We start from the raw sequence: 14,872 nt of genomic DNA, 5'->3' as shown, positions 1-14,872 counted from the left end.
TAATCAATAAAACCAGTCGTCCGCGCTTTCCCACGTTTCTTGCAGGATCTCTTCGATGCGATGTTTATTGCTTTTTTCATCGCCTACCACGTTAAGCCCATCAGTACTTGCCCGGCGAACTATCAGCTTACAGTCTTCATAATTCTGACCTATGTGGCGCGAAAGTTCGGCTTCCAGTGCCGGCACTGCGCCATCGGGTAACTTTTTCTTTTTATCGATTGTGACTTCAACTCTCATCTATCCTCCTCTGCAAATACTGTATAAATAAACAGTACACCCATGCAGCAGATTTATCAATCCTATAAAAGCATTTTTTGCGAAGGTTACTATGTTGTTTCTAATGAGTTTTTATGAGGACAACAAAAAACCCGCCGGAGCGGGTTTATCAACATAAAGCTTGGTAGACTGGTTCAGATAATCGGAAAATCATCTAGCTCTTTACCACGTACAACCATTATCTCGTATGTAATAACACCCGCAACAACCACCTCGTCCAGACACTCTCCTTCCAGCGCTTCACCATCAGAGGTAGCAAGGGATTTACCCATCACTTCCGCGAACTGGTTTCGTCCGCAGTATGTGATAAAGGCTACTTTACTCTGTTATACAATCAGACATTTATTGACCACTACATAGCTAAAAGACGCTTCAATATGAAATCAAATTCTTCTTTGAAAAGAAGAGTCGCATCAACTTTAATATTTTTACAAACCACTAAATGAATCCTCAGTGGATTTTATACTCTCCAGCATGGCCTTTTGCTCAACATATTGCAAATAAAGGTCTGAAACTATTTCCATTGCAAGATTAAAGACCTTATGATAATGGCCGAAATGATCTACAACCTCTACTGCCAGCAATGAATTTGATGCATCTAAGTCTTTATTTTCACGATTCACACCAACCTTGTTAACATAATATTGCAAATAAACATGGGAGTTCATAGTTGTATATATCATATCTGCAATACGTAGCGTTTTATCTTTATCTATTGATATAAATGGTGACAGAGGAACCAATCGCTCACCTACGACATCAGTACGCAATATAAATATTTCTTTCTTTCGAACTTTAGCTTTATTTCCTTTGATTGGTTTAAGTGCCTCTTCATGTTGTGCATGCACAACAACACCTGCTCTCGAGTGACAAAGTACATCGTCAACAAGTTTTCTGGTGAGTTCCTCTACATCAACCTCTTGCGAGAACCCTATTGATTCGAATAATGGAATTGAAATATTTCTTATTGTATTTAACTTATCTATGTAAAACAAAAATGAGGAAACATTTATGTTTTTCAAACTCCCATCAATCAACCCATTAAGAATTGATTGATTGATGCTTTTCTTCGCATCATCATCTGAGTTTTTTATAAATAAAGCGGCATGATATTCCTGTATAGATTTGTGAATAAAAGCATATTGTTTAAAACCATCTTCCTTGATAAGACCTGTTATTTTTATTATATCTTGCAAAAAATTACTAGTATCATTCGATTTTGGTTTGTATCCACACCTATTCATGCTTTTGTCAATAAAATCAATAGCTTCCTGGTGTGTAATTGTTAATTTATTTTCCTTTAAAGATAAAAAGCTAAAAGCACAAAATATAGCTTTTACCAATCCACTATCATCATGAAACGCTTTTTCTCTAGAGAAAAAAAGCTTTCTTAAATCATGCCCCTCATATAATATATCAAAAATCCTTTGGTAATAGTCACTAGCTGTTTTCGGAATAATATCTGCATTTGGATAACAAGCACAAAAAAGAGAAACAAGAATCGGCGTCACTAAAGATGTCAGCAATTCATTATTAGATTTCAATATCTGTTTAGCTTTTTCTGCTTCAAATTTCCCCATCCTTTTATCAATCAAGTTGAATACATCTAAAGGAGAAAGATCCTGGATTTTAATTTCTTGTGCTATTGTTGATGTACATATTTCAGTGTGTGGTCTAGATGAAATTAATATTGGTGCTTTAAACTTATTCTTTATTAATTCAATTTCCTTATAAACAACCTTCCTTCTCCCCGAGGATATTTCATCGAAACCATCAAGCAGTAAAATGACTCTAGAACTGGACAATGCAGATTCTACTGAATCAATATCAGCCTTTACTCCACAATTATTTATTATCTCGACCAGCTTTTCGACAATCGAATTATCTTCTAGCGTTCTCAATTCCAAAAAGAATGGAAGGCGGAGACCTTTTCTAATCGTTTCAATTAATAACTTCTTCATCACTGTGCTTTTCCCATTACCAGCCACACCAGTGATATTTAAAATACAACCTTCCCCTGTCATTATCATGTTCTCTAAAAGAACAGACTCATTGTTATTATTTTTAAATCTTAAAGGATAATATATATCGTCTATAACAAATAAACTATCCTTTCCGTCAATTGTTTTTGTTTTTAAATTCTCATAGATATGTCCATTGACATAATTATCATAGCCCCCATCTTCTTTAAGACTCCTGATAAGTTTCTCACCTTTCTTAGAATTAAATCGCCAAGGATTTTTAAGAATATGTTCAAACAATCTCTCAAAACTCTTCTCAACGACCTTATCCACCCCTTTGTCAGCTTTGCTCGCCACATAACCTGCTATCATAGATTCAAACACACCTTTTCCTTAAATAATTAAAACTACACTATGGTTAGCATTGATTTCTATACTCCAGTATTTCAATGAATCAGTATGCTAACTGTCAACAGAATCTACCTGCTATGATAAACACAGGCCATTTACTCAGTAAGCTGCAAACCATCTGAATTAAATCACAAATGTGAATATCCGAGAAATATACTTTGTTGATAGTTATCACATTTGGTAGGATTTCTTATCAGTTTGACCTGCGATAGGTCAGGCTTGCTAAAGTACCTCCTTGACTAGACAATAAAAAGCAATTACACATGTTGATATGAACGCCACTGAGAAGTTTTTACACGGGAGTCTATAGCAGAGTTCGTACTTTGCTAGCAAATTCAGCCCCGAAAGAGTGTGTGCCCTTAATACTTGTTTATAAAGATTAACGGGCAGACTTCAGCCTTGCATTTCTGTATCGACCAATGTTCACTGATGCAGAAAGGACTTCCAGTATTAGTCTCATGCCTGCGCTCCTTTCAGTGCTACGGCGATTTCTTCGAAAAACTTCTCCCGAGAATGACTGGTCATGGCAGGTACAAACGCCCCCATCAATATGCCCTGATCGCAGTTTTCATCATCGGATAGAAGAACCATTTTCTTATCCAGACGAACTTTCGCTTCTTGCAGCTGCTCATTCCGGCTGGCGCGCTGGAGATACTCGGCGATAATTGCGATGGCCTTGTTGGTCTGCTTCACGGTTATATCGTTCATACTCACTGTTTCCATGTCTCTCATTTCACAGCCCTCAAGTGTGATACGTTCTTGCGGTAGCTGGCCCAGTCGAAATTCACCCAGATGCCGCTGTCCATGGTTAAGCGGTCGATAATTCGAAGCCCGGGAGATTCCTGAAGCCCTACATGGTTCAGGTTCGTCAGAACGCCGACCGGTTTCATCGAGGACAGCCGACGATCAACAACCTGGTTCAGAATGACCTTTTCGCCGCTGCTGCCGCGCTGAATACCGACCTCGTCCAGCACCAACAGGTCAACCTTGCAGAGATTATCCAGCAGGGAGGCCTCCGACTGGCCATCGTCATAGAACTCGCGGACACGAAGCATTAAATCCGGGATGGTGACGACCAGAACCGAATGGCCAGCAGCCAGTAGATGGTTTCCTATCGCCGCTGCAAGATGGTTTTTGCCGGTGTCTGGGCCGCCGCTGAATACGAAGCTCGCAAAGCCAGCCACGAAGTTGTGCGCGTAGCTTTTCGCCATGGTGTAGGCCTTGCGTTGTTGCTCGCTGGATACTTCGTAGTTGGCGAACGTGCAGCTGCGGTGCAGGCTCTGTATACCGGAACGGCCGAAGATTTTCTCAGTTCGCGCTTTATGGTTCAGTCTGCTCAGTTCCTCGCAATGCTTAAGCCCCTCTTCCCGCTGCCACGCCAGTAGCTCAGCGGCGCTGGTGAATTTCGGCTGTACACCTGGCGGAATGAGTTTCTTCAGACGCTCCAGCGCGCTGCCGGAATTAACAATATTTTTCATCGCTACCCCCTGAAACCTGGTGGGATGGTATTTTCTGGCTCAGAAATGTGGTTCACATCCCTGCCCGTTTTGCGCTCGGCGAGAGCAAACTTCGGCTTGAACAATCCCTGATACCCATTGGCAATGCTGGTGTTAATCACATCTACGGGGTTATGTCCGTCGTCCAGACAAGCCTTCAGCAGTTTGAATGCCTTGGTGACAGTCAACTCGGTCTTGATGGCCTTTCCAGATTGCTGGCGGTAGGCAACCCATTCACTCCAGGACTCAGAATCAAGCCACTCAGGGACAGGGATTGTCAGAGGGTCAAACTTCACCTTCCCCTTTGGGGGATTAGAGGGGGTTAGATCTGTTTTTATATTTGTATTTGGAAGAATGTCTTTGGTGTTCCCTGTTTTCGGGGATACCTTTCCCTGAATTCGGGGATAACCATCCCTGTTTTCGGGGATGGTTGAAGGGGCAAAATCACCATCCCTGTTTTCAGGGATAACCATCCCTGTTTTCGGGGATAACTGTCCCTGATTCCGGGGATTGCCAATCATGAATTCGCGGGCGCTAATAACCCACGTTTCGACTTCAGCAGCCGGGAACGCCGCCGGACACTTCATGCAATTTGGCTTGGTGTAAGCCCATTTATCCAGGCAGGTATTAATCCCTATGTATCTGATTTGCCCAATGCGGCGCAGGATGATGATGTTCCGATAGGCAAGGCTCAGCACAGCCTCAGAGACGTGCTTCACCTTCAGCGTCGTTTTATCTGCAATGAGGCTATTGGCAATGCGATCAGACTTCTTAGACCAGCCATAGGTCAGGCGAACGATAGCATTCAGCACCCGGAATTCACGGCCTGAAAGCTCAACGATACACAGGGCATCCTGAATCTGGTTGGCCAAGCGTAAATAGCCGTTCTCCAGTTCAGCCATGCGACTCTCCTGTTTTCCCAGCTGCGCGGGAAATTTGAATATTTCAGCGGTGTTTGACATACTTATCTCCGCAATTACCTACCGTTTTTGCACCAGAAAGCCGTTGGTGTTCGCGCACCGCGGCTTTCGCCTTTTCTGAATTACTCATCCCATAATCCCCGGAACCATGGTTGCTAAACTGGTCACGACAGCGGCCAGCGATTCATCCGGCAAGAAGCGCAATAAAGCCTCAGCAGCTTCACGGACTTCTTTCTCAAGCCGTTTAATTGGCTGCCCGAGTAGCTTTGCCTGGTGCGCTTCAGTGCATTCTTTCATTGCATCAGCAATCAGCTCTGCTTCCGTTTTCGCGAGCAGCCCATATTCACGCGCCACTCTCTCGTTATCGCGAGACATTACGTCTGTTATTACCGGGATCAGTAGCATCAGGTTTTTGTCATTCTTCGGGCCTGGCTCGTTAATCATCCGGAAGAAATTTTGTCTGGTGTTCACCTCGGAACCAGCAAGCAACAGACCGCGACCACCGCGGGCGATCCACTCTTTCGCTATCAGCTTCGAAATGTAGATTTGCGCCTGGCCTGGGGTGGCTTTCTGCCATGCTTTAACAGCTTCGCGAATACGGATTAACTTGCTGTTATTGCGTGGAGCGCTCTGATAATTCGATATCACCGCTTGCGCTGGCGCTCCTGTATCCTGATAAAAATTTAGAGCTTGCATGATTACGCTCCTTGCTTTGGTAGTCCGTCGGTTGGGTTTGGGTAAGCATCAGGATCGATTTCGTGCGGAGTTACCGCCCAATTAAGAAACTGACAAAGCTGGATAATTCGTTTTTGAGGGACACCGCTATCATGGATCCACTTACCAACGGCTTGGCCACTGATGCCGAAGTGTTTACCAATGCAAGCTCGCGAAGCGGCTTTGCTGATTTTTTCCTGGATATCTTTGTTCATATGCTCTCCTTCAGATGATGAATTGAAGCATACACGACGAAAGTTTATGTTTCAACAAACGAAACATATTGTTTTAGTGCCTAGCGAAACCTTAGGTTGTAAAATGAGTTTTATGAATGAGATTACTAACCCGGTCTTTGCCAAAAGAATTCAACAAGTCATGACTGAAAACGGCTGGAATAAATCCGATCTAGCCAAGAAGGTCATGCTTTCGCATACGGCTGTGCAAAATTGGGCTAAAGGTAAAAGTGTTGCTAGCGGAGAGAGGTTAAAAAGGCTCGCTGCGGCTACTGGGAAGCCTGAACATTGGTTCTTTTTGCCTGCTGATGTCTCTGAAGATATTCCTCAAGAGCAGGCAACACAAAGACAGTTAGATGAGACAGAATTGGTCATGCTCTCACTATTCAATCAGCTACCAGAGTCTGAAAAACTGAGGTTGATTCTTCATACCCAAGGAGTTCTGCGCGATATAGAGCTTCTCAAAAGTGATGTGTTCGATCTCATAAACAACGTTAAAAAATAAAAAAGAAACACCCAAGAATTAAAGGTGCCCTAGCGGCGCCTTTTTTTTCGCCCTCATGCGAAATTTATACTTTCACCGCACTTTACAAACGAAACTTATTGTTGCACACTTCAATTCATCGATAACAAGCGCATCGTTGTCAGGTGAAATGTTCCGCAGCTCAGCGATACGAGCACCGAGGGTGAAATGAAAGACTTTGCACGCAAACCAGCACGGCAGCAGGCCGTAAAACTGAATTATGTTGAGGCGTTCATCCGCCGTCTCTGCTACCTGCTGGCGCAGAAAGGAGATCCGGATGCATAACCAAAAGAAATGCGCTTACCACCTGTGTGGAAAGCCGATTGAGCAGGGAAAAGAAGTAAAGAATGAGCTGACGCTGATTCACGGCGCGCAGCTGACACACGAAGAACGCGATTATTGCTCTGTACGTTGTGCTTCATACGACCAGATGGCCCACGAGTCATAACGGTGGCGGATATGAGCGAAAAGTTATCACTTGAGCACCTGAAAGAATTACTCAGCTACTCACCAGAAACAGGTGATTTTACCTGGTTAGAAAAACGTGGTCGCGTCGCAGCAGGTGAAGTTGCAGGTCATCTTGATTCACGCGGATATATTCGAATCATCATCAATGGGAAAAAGTATCGAGCGCACCGCCTGGCCTGGTTCTACGTACATGGTAAATGGCCTGAAGACCAGATTGACCATGTAAACGGGAAGTGCTCTGACAACCGGTTGAAAAATCTGCGCGAAGCAACTTGTTCGCAGAACAACTTCAACAAGTCACTCCAGAAGAACAACACAAGCGGAGTGAAGGGTGTGTACTGGCACAAGGGTAAGCAGCGCTGGAGAGCCATCTGTCGCGTTGATGGGAAAAGATACACGGTAGGAAATTTTGTTGAATTAGAAAAGGCAGCGGAAGCAATAAACAACTTCCGCGAAGCAAATCACGGCTTATTCGCCAGAAATTTATAAAACCAGCGCAATGCTGAAACTCTCCGGTGCTCCCGACCAAAGTTACACCGGAATTTTTACCAAACCAAAAAGACACCCAATGGGCGCTATCAATGGCCCGGGGATTCTAACATCCGAAAAAGAGGATTGAACATGGAATTCTTCTATGTGGTCAAGGCCACTCAGAAATCTGGCAAGCAAGATGCTGTGATTTGGTTCACTGCAAAATCAGAAGCCCGGGCTAACCTCCAGCTTGATGTAGAGCTGGAAGATGCCGAAATCGAAACCGGTCGTGGCAAAGACTACATGAAGCCCGTTCGTACTGACTTCCCTGTGTTTAATGACCTGCCGGAAGAAGGAACGGTTGATTTTACCTGGTGTGAGCGCTACGAACTGGCCGACGACCAGCGCACCTGGCAGCTGAAACCCGGCGCGGCGCCGCAAGATACTTTCCACCAGGAAGATGCTGGCGACGCAGACGCAGACGCAGACGCAGACGCAGACGCAGACGCAGAACAGGATGAGGACAGCGTCCACGAAAGCAAGATTGTAAACGTCGAATACAACATTGCTCCCCTGTCCTTCCGCATCCAGGTACTGGCACAGTTCAATGCCGAAGAACGTCATGTTTACTGCATTAACAAGGAAACACAGGCCAAGTTATCTGCTCTCGAAATGGACATGGATAACAGCTATGTGCAGAACCTACTGCTGGCTATCGAAAACACTCCGGAAGTTAAAGCATATGACATGCCTGGTATCTGGAAACTCACTGACGCCATCAAGAAAATTTTTCCACAGGACAATCGCAGCGAACTGAACCAGGTGATCCGGTTCGTCAAAGCGTGGGTAGGCACCGAACACATCGATCGCGGCCTTTTGGTCAAAGAATGGCAGAAAGGCAACCGCGTGGAGCTGATTCAGCGGACTGATACTAAAACCAACGCCGGCGGCGGTAATAAAACCGATCGCAACCCTGACCTTGTCCACACGCTGGACACTCTGGACATTGATATTGCGCTGGCCACTCTACCAATGGATTTCAACATCTACGATATCCCTGGTGGCGTTTTCCGCCGCGCAAAAGAGATCGTTAGCAAGAAAGAAAGCCCGTTCAAAGAGTGGTCCGAAGCACTGCGCAAAACCGCCGGCATCCTGGACTATTCGCGCGCTGCTATCTTCGCGCTCATCCGTGGCGCCGCAGAGAACGTTCACCACTTCCCGGTCAGCCTGCAGACGTATATCAACGCGAACCTAACGGAAACCGACCACCAGCACCCAACCGAAGAAACCCTGGCAGCAGCTCGTCACGTGCCAGAAAAAAGCTGGGAAAACGAGATTAACGAGCAGGTCGCAGCAGAGCAGAAGGCTGCAGCCGAACAGCCAAAAATCGCCAGCATGGGCAACGGCATGTTCTCTATCGATGGCCTGATGGGAGAGCAGCTGGAACCAGCGCTTTCTGTCGTTGATCAGGTGCGCCAGCGCGCCGCCGAAGAAAAATTACACCCAGCAAATACCGAGGAAACCACCAGCGATGAGCAGATGGAAGAGACTGAGCGCGCCGAAGGCGAAACTAACAATGCGGTATCAGCAGGCGAAGGTACTGTGGAAGATGATCAGCAGACAGATACCGTAACAGAAACCGTATGCACCGGCTGCGGTGCTGTCGGTGGCGGTCATTGCCCGGACTGTGGCGCTGCATGCGGCGATGCTACCTATGTGGAAATGGAAGCCGGTTTGAAAGACGAGCTGGATGCGCTGGAGCACGAAACCAGCAACACGGCTATTCTGGCCGCTGCTGCGCCGAGCCTGGCTGCCGACGAGCAACCCGTGCCGGAGCTCGACTCTGCGCCGGAAGTAGCCACCGAAGCGCCAGAAGAACCGCAGTTAGAACCTGCTGCCGAGTACCCTGCTTTCTTCGAACCCGGCCGCTATGAAGGTCTACCAAACGAGGTTTATCACGCGGCAAACGGTATCAGCTCAACGCAGGTGAAAGATGCCCGAGTATCCCTGATGTACTTCAACGCGCGCCACGTCGAGAAGACCATCACGAAAGAGCGCTCCCCGGTTCTGGATATGGGAAATCTGGTACATGCGCTGGCGCTGCAACCAGAGCTACTGGATGCCGAGTTCAGCGTTGAACCGATTATCCCGGAAGGTGCGTTCACCACCACGGCAACGATCCGTGCGTTTATCGATGAGTATAACGCCAGCCTGCCAGCGCAGTTGTCAGCCGAAGATATCAAAGCGTTGCTGGAAGAACACAACGCCACCCTGCCGCCGCAGGTGCCGCTCGGCGCATCGCTGGAAGAAACTGGGCAAAGCTACATGGCTCTGCCTGCTGAGTACCAGCGTATTGAAGAAGGCCAGAAGCAGACCGCAACAGCAATGAAAGCCTGCATCAAAGAGTACAACGCCACCCTGCCGCCGCAGGTGAAAACAAGCGGCAGCCGTGACGCTCTACTCGAGCAGTTGGCGATTATTAATCCTGACCTGGTCGCGCAGGAAGCCCAGAAGCCCCAGCCGCTCAAAGTATCCGGCACGAAAGCCGATCTGATTCAGGCCGTGAAGTCTGTTAATCCGGGTGCCGTGTTCGCCGACGAGCTGCTGGACGCATGGCGAGATAACCCGGAAGGAAAAGTGCTGGTCTCCCGCCAGCAACTGAGTACCGCGCTGAATATTCAGAAAGCTCTACTCCAGCACCCGACCGCCGGCAAGCTGCTGACGCACCCGAGCCGCGCCGTCGAGGTGAGCTACTTCGGATTCGACGACGAAACCGGGCTGGAAGTCCGTGTGCGTCCGGATCTGGAAATCGACCTGGACGGTTTGCGTATCGGTGCCGACCTGAAAACCATCAGCATGTGGAACATCAAACAGGAAGGCCTGCGCGCCAAGCTGCACCGGGAGATCATCGACCGCGATTATCACCTGAGCGCAGCGATGTACTGCGACACGGCAGCACTTGACCAGTTCTTCTGGATTTTCGTCAATAAAGACGAGAACTATCACTGGATAGCAATTGTAGAGGCATCTGCCGAGCTTCTGGAACTGGGCATGCTGGAATATCGCAAGGCGATGCGCGCCATTGCAACCGGGTTTGATACTGGCGAATGGCCAGCGCCGATCACCACCGACTACACCGACGAACTGAACGACTTCGACACACGCCGTCTTGAAACGCTGCGCCTGGCATAAGGGGAATGATGATGGAAAACACAAATATCGTGAACGCTGAGCAGCAGACACCAAACACCATTTCAGCGAGCAATGCCATTTTCAATGTGCAGGCGTTAACCCAGCTGCAAGCCGTTGCCGGTTTGATGGCGCAGGCCGCCGTCACGGTTCCTGAACATCTTCGAGGTAACCCAGCCGACTGCATGGCCATCATCATGCAGGCCATGCAGTGGGGGATGAACCCATACGCAGTGGCACAGAAAACGCATCTGGTAAACGGCGTTCTCGGTTACGAGGCGCAGCTGGTCAACGCGGTAATTTCCAGCTCAAACGCAATCGTGGGCCGCTTCCACTATGAGTATGAAGGCGACTGGTCGAAATGCGCCAGCAGCCGTGAAGAGATCGTGAAGAAGCCAACGAAAGGCGGCGGCACGTACGACAAGAAAGAAATGGTACGCGGCTGGTCCAGCGCTGACGAACAGGGCCTGTCGGTTCGCGTGGGTGCGGTCATCCGCGGCGAGAGTGAAATCACCTGGGGAGAACCGGTCTTCCTTTCCAGCGTGATTACCCGCAATTCGCCGCTGTGGATATCAAACCCGAAACAGCAGATCGCTTACCTGGCACTGAAGTACTGGGCGCGCCTCTACTGCCCAGCGGTTGTTCTTGGAGTCTATACCCCTGATGAAGTCGAGCCACGCGCAGAGAAAGAGATTAACCCGGCGCCGCAGCGCATGGAGCTTAATGAAATCACTGGCGAGGCAGTGACATCCACCAGCAACGCTCAGGAATCAATTGCAGGCATCGAGTCTATCGCAGAGGAATTCCGCACCCGGATTGATGCTTCCGAAGATACCGACGCGGCAAAAGCCGTTGGCGAAGACATTAACCAGGCCAAAGCAAAGTTGGGGTCTGCGTTGTACACCGAGCTCAAGAACAAAGCTACACAGCGTTATCACCGGGTGAATGCTCGAAACAAAGTCGAGGCAACCATTAACTCTCTGCCGAACGCAGGTGAACCGGATGCGGCTGAGCTGTTCGCGAAGGCAGAAGCAACACTCACCGCCGCGCGGCGCCACCTGGGCGACGAACTTTACGAGCAGTTCCGCGTAACCCTCGACGACATGAAACCGGAATACGTTGGCTAACGGAGGTCGGCCCCGCATGGGGCCGGATACCAGCATGGTAAGTAAAATTGAACGTCAGAACGCGGTCGCCAATTACCTGCTTGATAACCCGCAGGCCAGCCCCGCAGAGATCAGCGAATCCCTTTGCATTACAGGTCGGAACTTGCGCCACATCATCAATTCACTGATCAAGAGCGGGACGATTGCCCGGTGCAAACGCAGTGAAGACTCCAGATGGTATCGCTTTGTGCAGAATACTCAACAGGTAGGCAAGTCCGGCGGCCAATCATCAGAATCAAACCAACTTAGCCAGCTGGAGGTGATAGCGACTCAATTAGAGAACCGCGGCCTGTGGCGCCGGGCAGCAACAGTCTTGGCAGAGTTATCCCGTCAGCAGAAGACAGTAACCGGCGTGGCCATCATTGCGTCGCGTCGTAACCGCTGCATCAGAACTGCGAAGGGGCGAGCATGAAGCTAATTAACAGAGGCAATAAACAATCCCCCATCGCACGTCAGGCATGCGAGATAGCGCTGGCAACGCACCAGGAACGCTACGGCGACTATGGGCGCAGCAAGATGAAAGAGACGTACACCATCCGGGTTGACGGGGTGAAGGTCTGGGTTGAAGTGGTGAACCGGAAGGCAAACTACGTGGCCACAGCGATGAAGGGAATGCGCCGACTGCGTGCGCTGCCGGGCCAGGTGAGTTGATTCTGAATTATCATATACAAACAACTGGCAGCTTTATAATGAGCTGCCAGCAGGAGGAAAAATGGCGAGGCTTGTACTGCTCTCAGAGTGGGCTGAACATGAGTTCGGTAATCCGATACCCGGCCCATCAACCTTAAGCAAATACGCAAAAAACGGAATGATCTCACCACCAGCTTGTAAAGTTGGTAAAAGCTGGCGCGTAGAGCTTACGGCTCGATTTATTGGTTTTACGTCACAACCAGAGATAAAAAAACAGGATCATCCGCTTTTGAGGAGAATCTTAGAGGATGGGCAGACCACGAAAGTATAACGTGACTATTCCGGGGCTCTCCCCCTACATGGACTCAAGAACGAATAAAGTCTACTGGCGCTATAAGCATCCAGTTACTGGAAAATTTCATGGATTGGGGTCTGATGAAACATTAGCGAAAGAACTGGCTACTGAGGCAAATAGCCGGTTAGCAGAACAACAAATGAGGCACACACTAAAAATTAAGGACGAGCTAATCAAAAGCCTGGGAGGCTCGTCAAGTGTGAGCGATTTCGTGGTTCGATATAAAGCTATTCAGGATGAACGTTATGAGCGCGGCGAAATAAAACTAAACACGTTAAAGCAAAAACAGTCTCCACTGAAAGTTCTTGAGCAACATCTGGGTATGCGGTCGCTGGATCAAGTATCCGTCAAAGACATCGTGGGGATCCTCGACGATTATCGAGAACAAGAGCATAACCGTATGGGACAAATATTCAGGAAAGTGGCAATTGATGTTTTCAAAGAAGCTCAGCAATTGGGCGAGGTTCCTGCTGGTTTCAATCCGGCGGAGTCCGCTAAAAAACCGCACGTAAAAATAACGCGCCAGCGACTCGATTTCGAAGAGTGGATACTTATATATAAGGCCGCAGAGAAAGAAAATTATTATTTACAGAAAGGCATGCTGTTGGCGATCGTAACCGGACAAAGAATATCTGACTTATGCAAAATGAAATTTACCGATGTTTCGGGGGATTATCTGCTTGTTGAGCAAGAGAAAACTGGTGCGAAGATCGCACTTCCACTGAAATTAAAATGCGAAAAGGTTGGTTACAGCATTGGTGACGTTGTCGCAATGTGCCGAGACAGCGTATTGAGTCCATATATGCTTCACCACCACAGCGCAAAAGGAACTGCTGTACGAGGTGGAAAAGTAAAACCAACAACCTTGACCACTGCATTCAGGAAAGCCAGAGATTCAGTGGACCGTGACTGGGCACAAAATGGTACCGCGCCGACATTCCACGAACAAAGGTCCTTAGCTGAACGGCTATATCGTGAACAGGGTGTTAATACCCAGATATTGATGGGTCACGCTAACCAGGCAATGACGGACAGGTACAATGATTCGCGAGGAAAAGAGTGGAGGAAATTGGTTATTTTATAGACAGTTTTGCAGAAGGGTTTTGCAGGAGTTTTGCAGAAGAGGAAAAATGGGGGATAGCCGCCCGAAGGCGGCAACGGCAATTACTCGCCGATTTCCAGCGCATCCTGGATGGCATCGGCCAGTGACGCAACTTCCTGTGAAACGTTGCGCAAGTCCATCTGGGAGCGGATCCCAGAGTTTGCGGTGGAGGCGGAAACCGAGGCTTTAGATATCTCTAACGCGGCCTGAACAGCCAGCAAACGCTTACGGTTTTCAGAGGCTTCAGCGTCGGTGACGTTGTCTAGATCGAAGTACCCTTCTAACATTGCTATCTCCTTATGTCATTCACCCCAGTTTAGGATGTTCCTCTTGCCCAAGCTATCAAAATAATACCCCTAATGAAATTTTTAGTAACAATTAATGCATTTTTCTTATTGCGTCCAGGGCCCAAAAAAGCAAAGGTAAATATATCTTTTTTCAATTTTTTATTTGTGTTTATTTTAGATATTACTTTTAAGCAATAAAGATTATCAATAATACAAAGATCTCATTCAGAGGCAGTAAATGGAATTCGATGAAATGCTCAGCGTTTTTTTTGAGCAAGTTAGATGTAAATCAGACTTTCTCCGTTTTTTGGCACAATTAAAGCAAAACAATATCTCTTACTATATCTATTTCGTCGCTACGGGAAATGTACAAGTGGTGACAACTGCGGACACCTACTTATCGTTAAAAAGCCAACGACGGTTAATTAAGATCAATCAAAATGCGAGTGATGCTTTGACACGCATCGCCACCAAACGCCATTTCAGCGGCTGTACTCGTTTTGACCAATATTGCCGGGAATTAGCCAGAGCGGGGGTATTCAAATGGGTGGTCGATGTCAATGAGGCAAATCGCCATTATTGGTCGAAAGACAATCGTCTGCTCCATACTGAAAATATTGTCAATCCTGACTATAACTATGTAGGGGAAATTGACAATGTGAATCTTTGA

At 47.6% G+C, this 14,872-nt stretch carries 18 protein-coding genes; 10 read left to right on the top strand and 8 right to left on the bottom strand.

Translation table 11 applies throughout. The annotated features are described in order from the left end of the window. Positions 1–3: 3 nt before the first annotated feature. From ACIPDS_RS02055 to ACIPDS_RS02025, 7 genes are all read right to left on the bottom strand, one after another. Entirely contained in the window at positions 4–237 is a 234-nt protein-coding gene (locus ACIPDS_RS02055) for a DinI-like family protein (protein WP_400732221.1), read from the bottom strand. 467 nt (positions 238–704) lie between these two features. Further along, positions 705–2,621, bottom strand: coding sequence for an NACHT domain-containing protein (locus tag ACIPDS_RS02050; RefSeq protein ID WP_400732220.1), 1,917 nt, complete (start codon positions 2,619–2,621; stop codon positions 705–707). 483 nt (positions 2,622–3,104) lie between these two features. Beyond that, entirely contained in the window at positions 3,105–3,356 is a 252-nt protein-coding gene (locus ACIPDS_RS02045) for a hypothetical protein (protein ID WP_400732219.1), read from the bottom strand. 20 nt (positions 3,357–3,376) lie between these two features. After that, positions 3,377–4,126, bottom strand: coding sequence for an ATP-binding protein (locus tag ACIPDS_RS02040; protein ID WP_400732218.1), 750 nt, complete (start codon positions 4,124–4,126; stop codon positions 3,377–3,379). Between the two features lie 2 nt (positions 4,127–4,128). Continuing rightward, the gene (locus ACIPDS_RS02035; protein WP_400733401.1) at positions 4,129–5,112 is read right to left on the bottom strand and encodes a replication protein; all 984 of its coding nucleotides are present in this window, start codon (positions 5,110–5,112) and stop codon (positions 4,129–4,131) included. Between the two features lie 78 nt (positions 5,113–5,190). Beyond that, entirely contained in the window at positions 5,191–5,760 is a 570-nt protein-coding gene (locus ACIPDS_RS02030) for a hypothetical protein (RefSeq protein WP_400732217.1), read from the bottom strand. Positions 5,761–5,762: 2 nt separating this feature from the next. After that, positions 5,763–5,993, bottom strand: a complete 231-nt coding sequence (locus ACIPDS_RS02025) for a YdaS family helix-turn-helix protein (protein ID WP_400732215.1) — start codon at positions 5,991–5,993, stop codon at positions 5,763–5,765. Between the two features lie 112 nt (positions 5,994–6,105). Here ACIPDS_RS02025 and ACIPDS_RS02020 point away from each other — a divergent pair, with 112 nt between their 5' ends. The 9 genes from ACIPDS_RS02020 to ACIPDS_RS01980 all read left to right on the top strand — a co-directional run bounded on the left by ACIPDS_RS02020 (position 6,106) and on the right by ACIPDS_RS01980 (position 13,897). Then, positions 6,106–6,516, top strand: a complete 411-nt coding sequence (locus ACIPDS_RS02020) for a helix-turn-helix domain-containing protein (protein WP_400733399.1) — start codon at positions 6,106–6,108, stop codon at positions 6,514–6,516. Positions 6,517–6,811: 295 nt separating this feature from the next. Continuing rightward, positions 6,812–6,982 (top strand): YdaE family protein, encoded by a 171-nt coding sequence (locus ACIPDS_RS02015; RefSeq protein ID WP_400732213.1) that lies wholly within the window; start codon positions 6,812–6,814, stop codon positions 6,980–6,982. An 11-nt stretch (positions 6,983–6,993) separates the two neighbouring features. Next, positions 6,994–7,491 (top strand): HNH endonuclease, encoded by a 498-nt coding sequence (locus ACIPDS_RS02010; protein WP_400732211.1) that lies wholly within the window; start codon positions 6,994–6,996, stop codon positions 7,489–7,491. A gap of 132 nt (positions 7,492–7,623) precedes the next feature. Continuing rightward, positions 7,624–10,665 (top strand): RecE family exodeoxyribonuclease, encoded by a 3,042-nt coding sequence (locus tag ACIPDS_RS02005; protein ID WP_400732209.1) that lies wholly within the window; start codon positions 7,624–7,626, stop codon positions 10,663–10,665. Positions 10,666–10,676: 11 nt separating this feature from the next. Next, entirely contained in the window at positions 10,677–11,789 is a 1,113-nt protein-coding gene (locus ACIPDS_RS02000) for a RecT family recombinase (RefSeq protein WP_400732208.1), read from the top strand. Positions 11,790–11,823: 34 nt separating this feature from the next. After that, positions 11,824–12,240: a PerC family transcriptional regulator gene (locus ACIPDS_RS01995; RefSeq protein ID WP_400732206.1), complete on the top strand. Its 417-nt coding sequence runs from the start codon at positions 11,824–11,826 to the stop codon at positions 12,238–12,240. Next, positions 12,237–12,479 (top strand): DUF4060 family protein, encoded by a 243-nt coding sequence (locus ACIPDS_RS01990; RefSeq protein ID WP_400732204.1) that lies wholly within the window; start codon positions 12,237–12,239, stop codon positions 12,477–12,479. The genes ACIPDS_RS01995 and ACIPDS_RS01990 overlap by 4 nt, the downstream gene beginning before the upstream one ends. Before the next feature lie 61 nt (positions 12,480–12,540). After that, complete coding sequence (locus ACIPDS_RS01985; protein WP_400732202.1) at positions 12,541–12,789, top strand: excisionase; 249 nt, start codon at positions 12,541–12,543, stop codon at positions 12,787–12,789. Then, the gene (locus tag ACIPDS_RS01980; RefSeq protein WP_400732201.1) at positions 12,767–13,897 is read left to right on the top strand and encodes a phage integrase Arm DNA-binding domain-containing protein; all 1,131 of its coding nucleotides are present in this window, start codon (positions 12,767–12,769) and stop codon (positions 13,895–13,897) included. The genes ACIPDS_RS01985 and ACIPDS_RS01980 overlap by 23 nt, the downstream gene beginning before the upstream one ends. 80 nt (positions 13,898–13,977) lie before the next feature. Here the strand turns inward: ACIPDS_RS01980 and ACIPDS_RS01975 are convergent, their stop codons facing one another. Beyond that, positions 13,978–14,202, bottom strand: a complete 225-nt coding sequence (locus ACIPDS_RS01975) for a hypothetical protein (protein ID WP_400732199.1) — start codon at positions 14,200–14,202, stop codon at positions 13,978–13,980. Between the two features lie 238 nt (positions 14,203–14,440). On the opposite strand from ACIPDS_RS01975, the gene ACIPDS_RS01970 reads away from it, so the two are divergent. Next, the gene (locus tag ACIPDS_RS01970; RefSeq protein ID WP_400732197.1) at positions 14,441–14,872 is read left to right on the top strand and encodes a DUF1398 family protein; all 432 of its coding nucleotides are present in this window, start codon (positions 14,441–14,443) and stop codon (positions 14,870–14,872) included.

Origin of the sequence: Kluyvera sp. NPDC087067, from assembly GCF_044745165.1 — a bacterium.
Lineage (GTDB): Bacteria > Pseudomonadota > Gammaproteobacteria > Enterobacterales > Enterobacteriaceae > Kluyvera.
Note: the sequence above shows the minus strand (reverse complement) of the source record. Positions and strands in the feature narration are given on the sequence as shown.

Bases quoted from the DNA above. Each gene is read 5' to 3' on its own strand.
- ACIPDS_RS01985 (WP_400732202.1), top strand. From the start codon at position 12,541: ATGGCGAGGCTTGTACTGCTCTCAGAGTGGGCTGAACATGAGTTCGGT.
- ACIPDS_RS02055 (WP_400732221.1), bottom strand. From the start codon at position 237: ATGAGAGTTGAAGTCACAATCGATAAAAAGAAAAAGTTACCCGATGGC.
- ACIPDS_RS01980 (WP_400732201.1), top strand. From the start codon at position 12,767: ATGGGCAGACCACGAAAGTATAACGTGACTATTCCGGGGCTCTCCCCC.
- ACIPDS_RS01975 (WP_400732199.1), bottom strand. From the start codon at position 14,202: ATGTTAGAAGGGTACTTCGATCTAGACAACGTCACCGACGCTGAAGCC.
- ACIPDS_RS02030 (WP_400732217.1), bottom strand. From the start codon at position 5,760: ATGCAAGCTCTAAATTTTTATCAGGATACAGGAGCGCCAGCGCAAGCG.
- ACIPDS_RS02005 (WP_400732209.1), top strand. From the start codon at position 7,624: ATGGAATTCTTCTATGTGGTCAAGGCCACTCAGAAATCTGGCAAGCAA.
- ACIPDS_RS01970 (WP_400732197.1), top strand. From the start codon at position 14,441: ATGGAATTCGATGAAATGCTCAGCGTTTTTTTTGAGCAAGTTAGATGT.
- ACIPDS_RS02015 (WP_400732213.1), top strand. From the start codon at position 6,812: ATGCATAACCAAAAGAAATGCGCTTACCACCTGTGTGGAAAGCCGATT.
- ACIPDS_RS02025 (WP_400732215.1), bottom strand. From the start codon at position 5,993: ATGAACAAAGATATCCAGGAAAAAATCAGCAAAGCCGCTTCGCGAGCT.
- ACIPDS_RS02040 (WP_400732218.1), bottom strand. From the start codon at position 4,126: ATGAAAAATATTGTTAATTCCGGCAGCGCGCTGGAGCGTCTGAAGAAA.
- ACIPDS_RS02020 (WP_400733399.1), top strand. From the start codon at position 6,106: ATGAATGAGATTACTAACCCGGTCTTTGCCAAAAGAATTCAACAAGTC.
- ACIPDS_RS02000 (WP_400732208.1), top strand. From the start codon at position 10,677: ATGGAAAACACAAATATCGTGAACGCTGAGCAGCAGACACCAAACACC.
- ACIPDS_RS01990 (WP_400732204.1), top strand. From the start codon at position 12,237: ATGAAGCTAATTAACAGAGGCAATAAACAATCCCCCATCGCACGTCAG.
- ACIPDS_RS01995 (WP_400732206.1), top strand. From the start codon at position 11,824: ATGGTAAGTAAAATTGAACGTCAGAACGCGGTCGCCAATTACCTGCTT.
- ACIPDS_RS02045 (WP_400732219.1), bottom strand. From the start codon at position 3,356: ATGAACGATATAACCGTGAAGCAGACCAACAAGGCCATCGCAATTATC.
- ACIPDS_RS02010 (WP_400732211.1), top strand. From the start codon at position 6,994: ATGAGCGAAAAGTTATCACTTGAGCACCTGAAAGAATTACTCAGCTAC.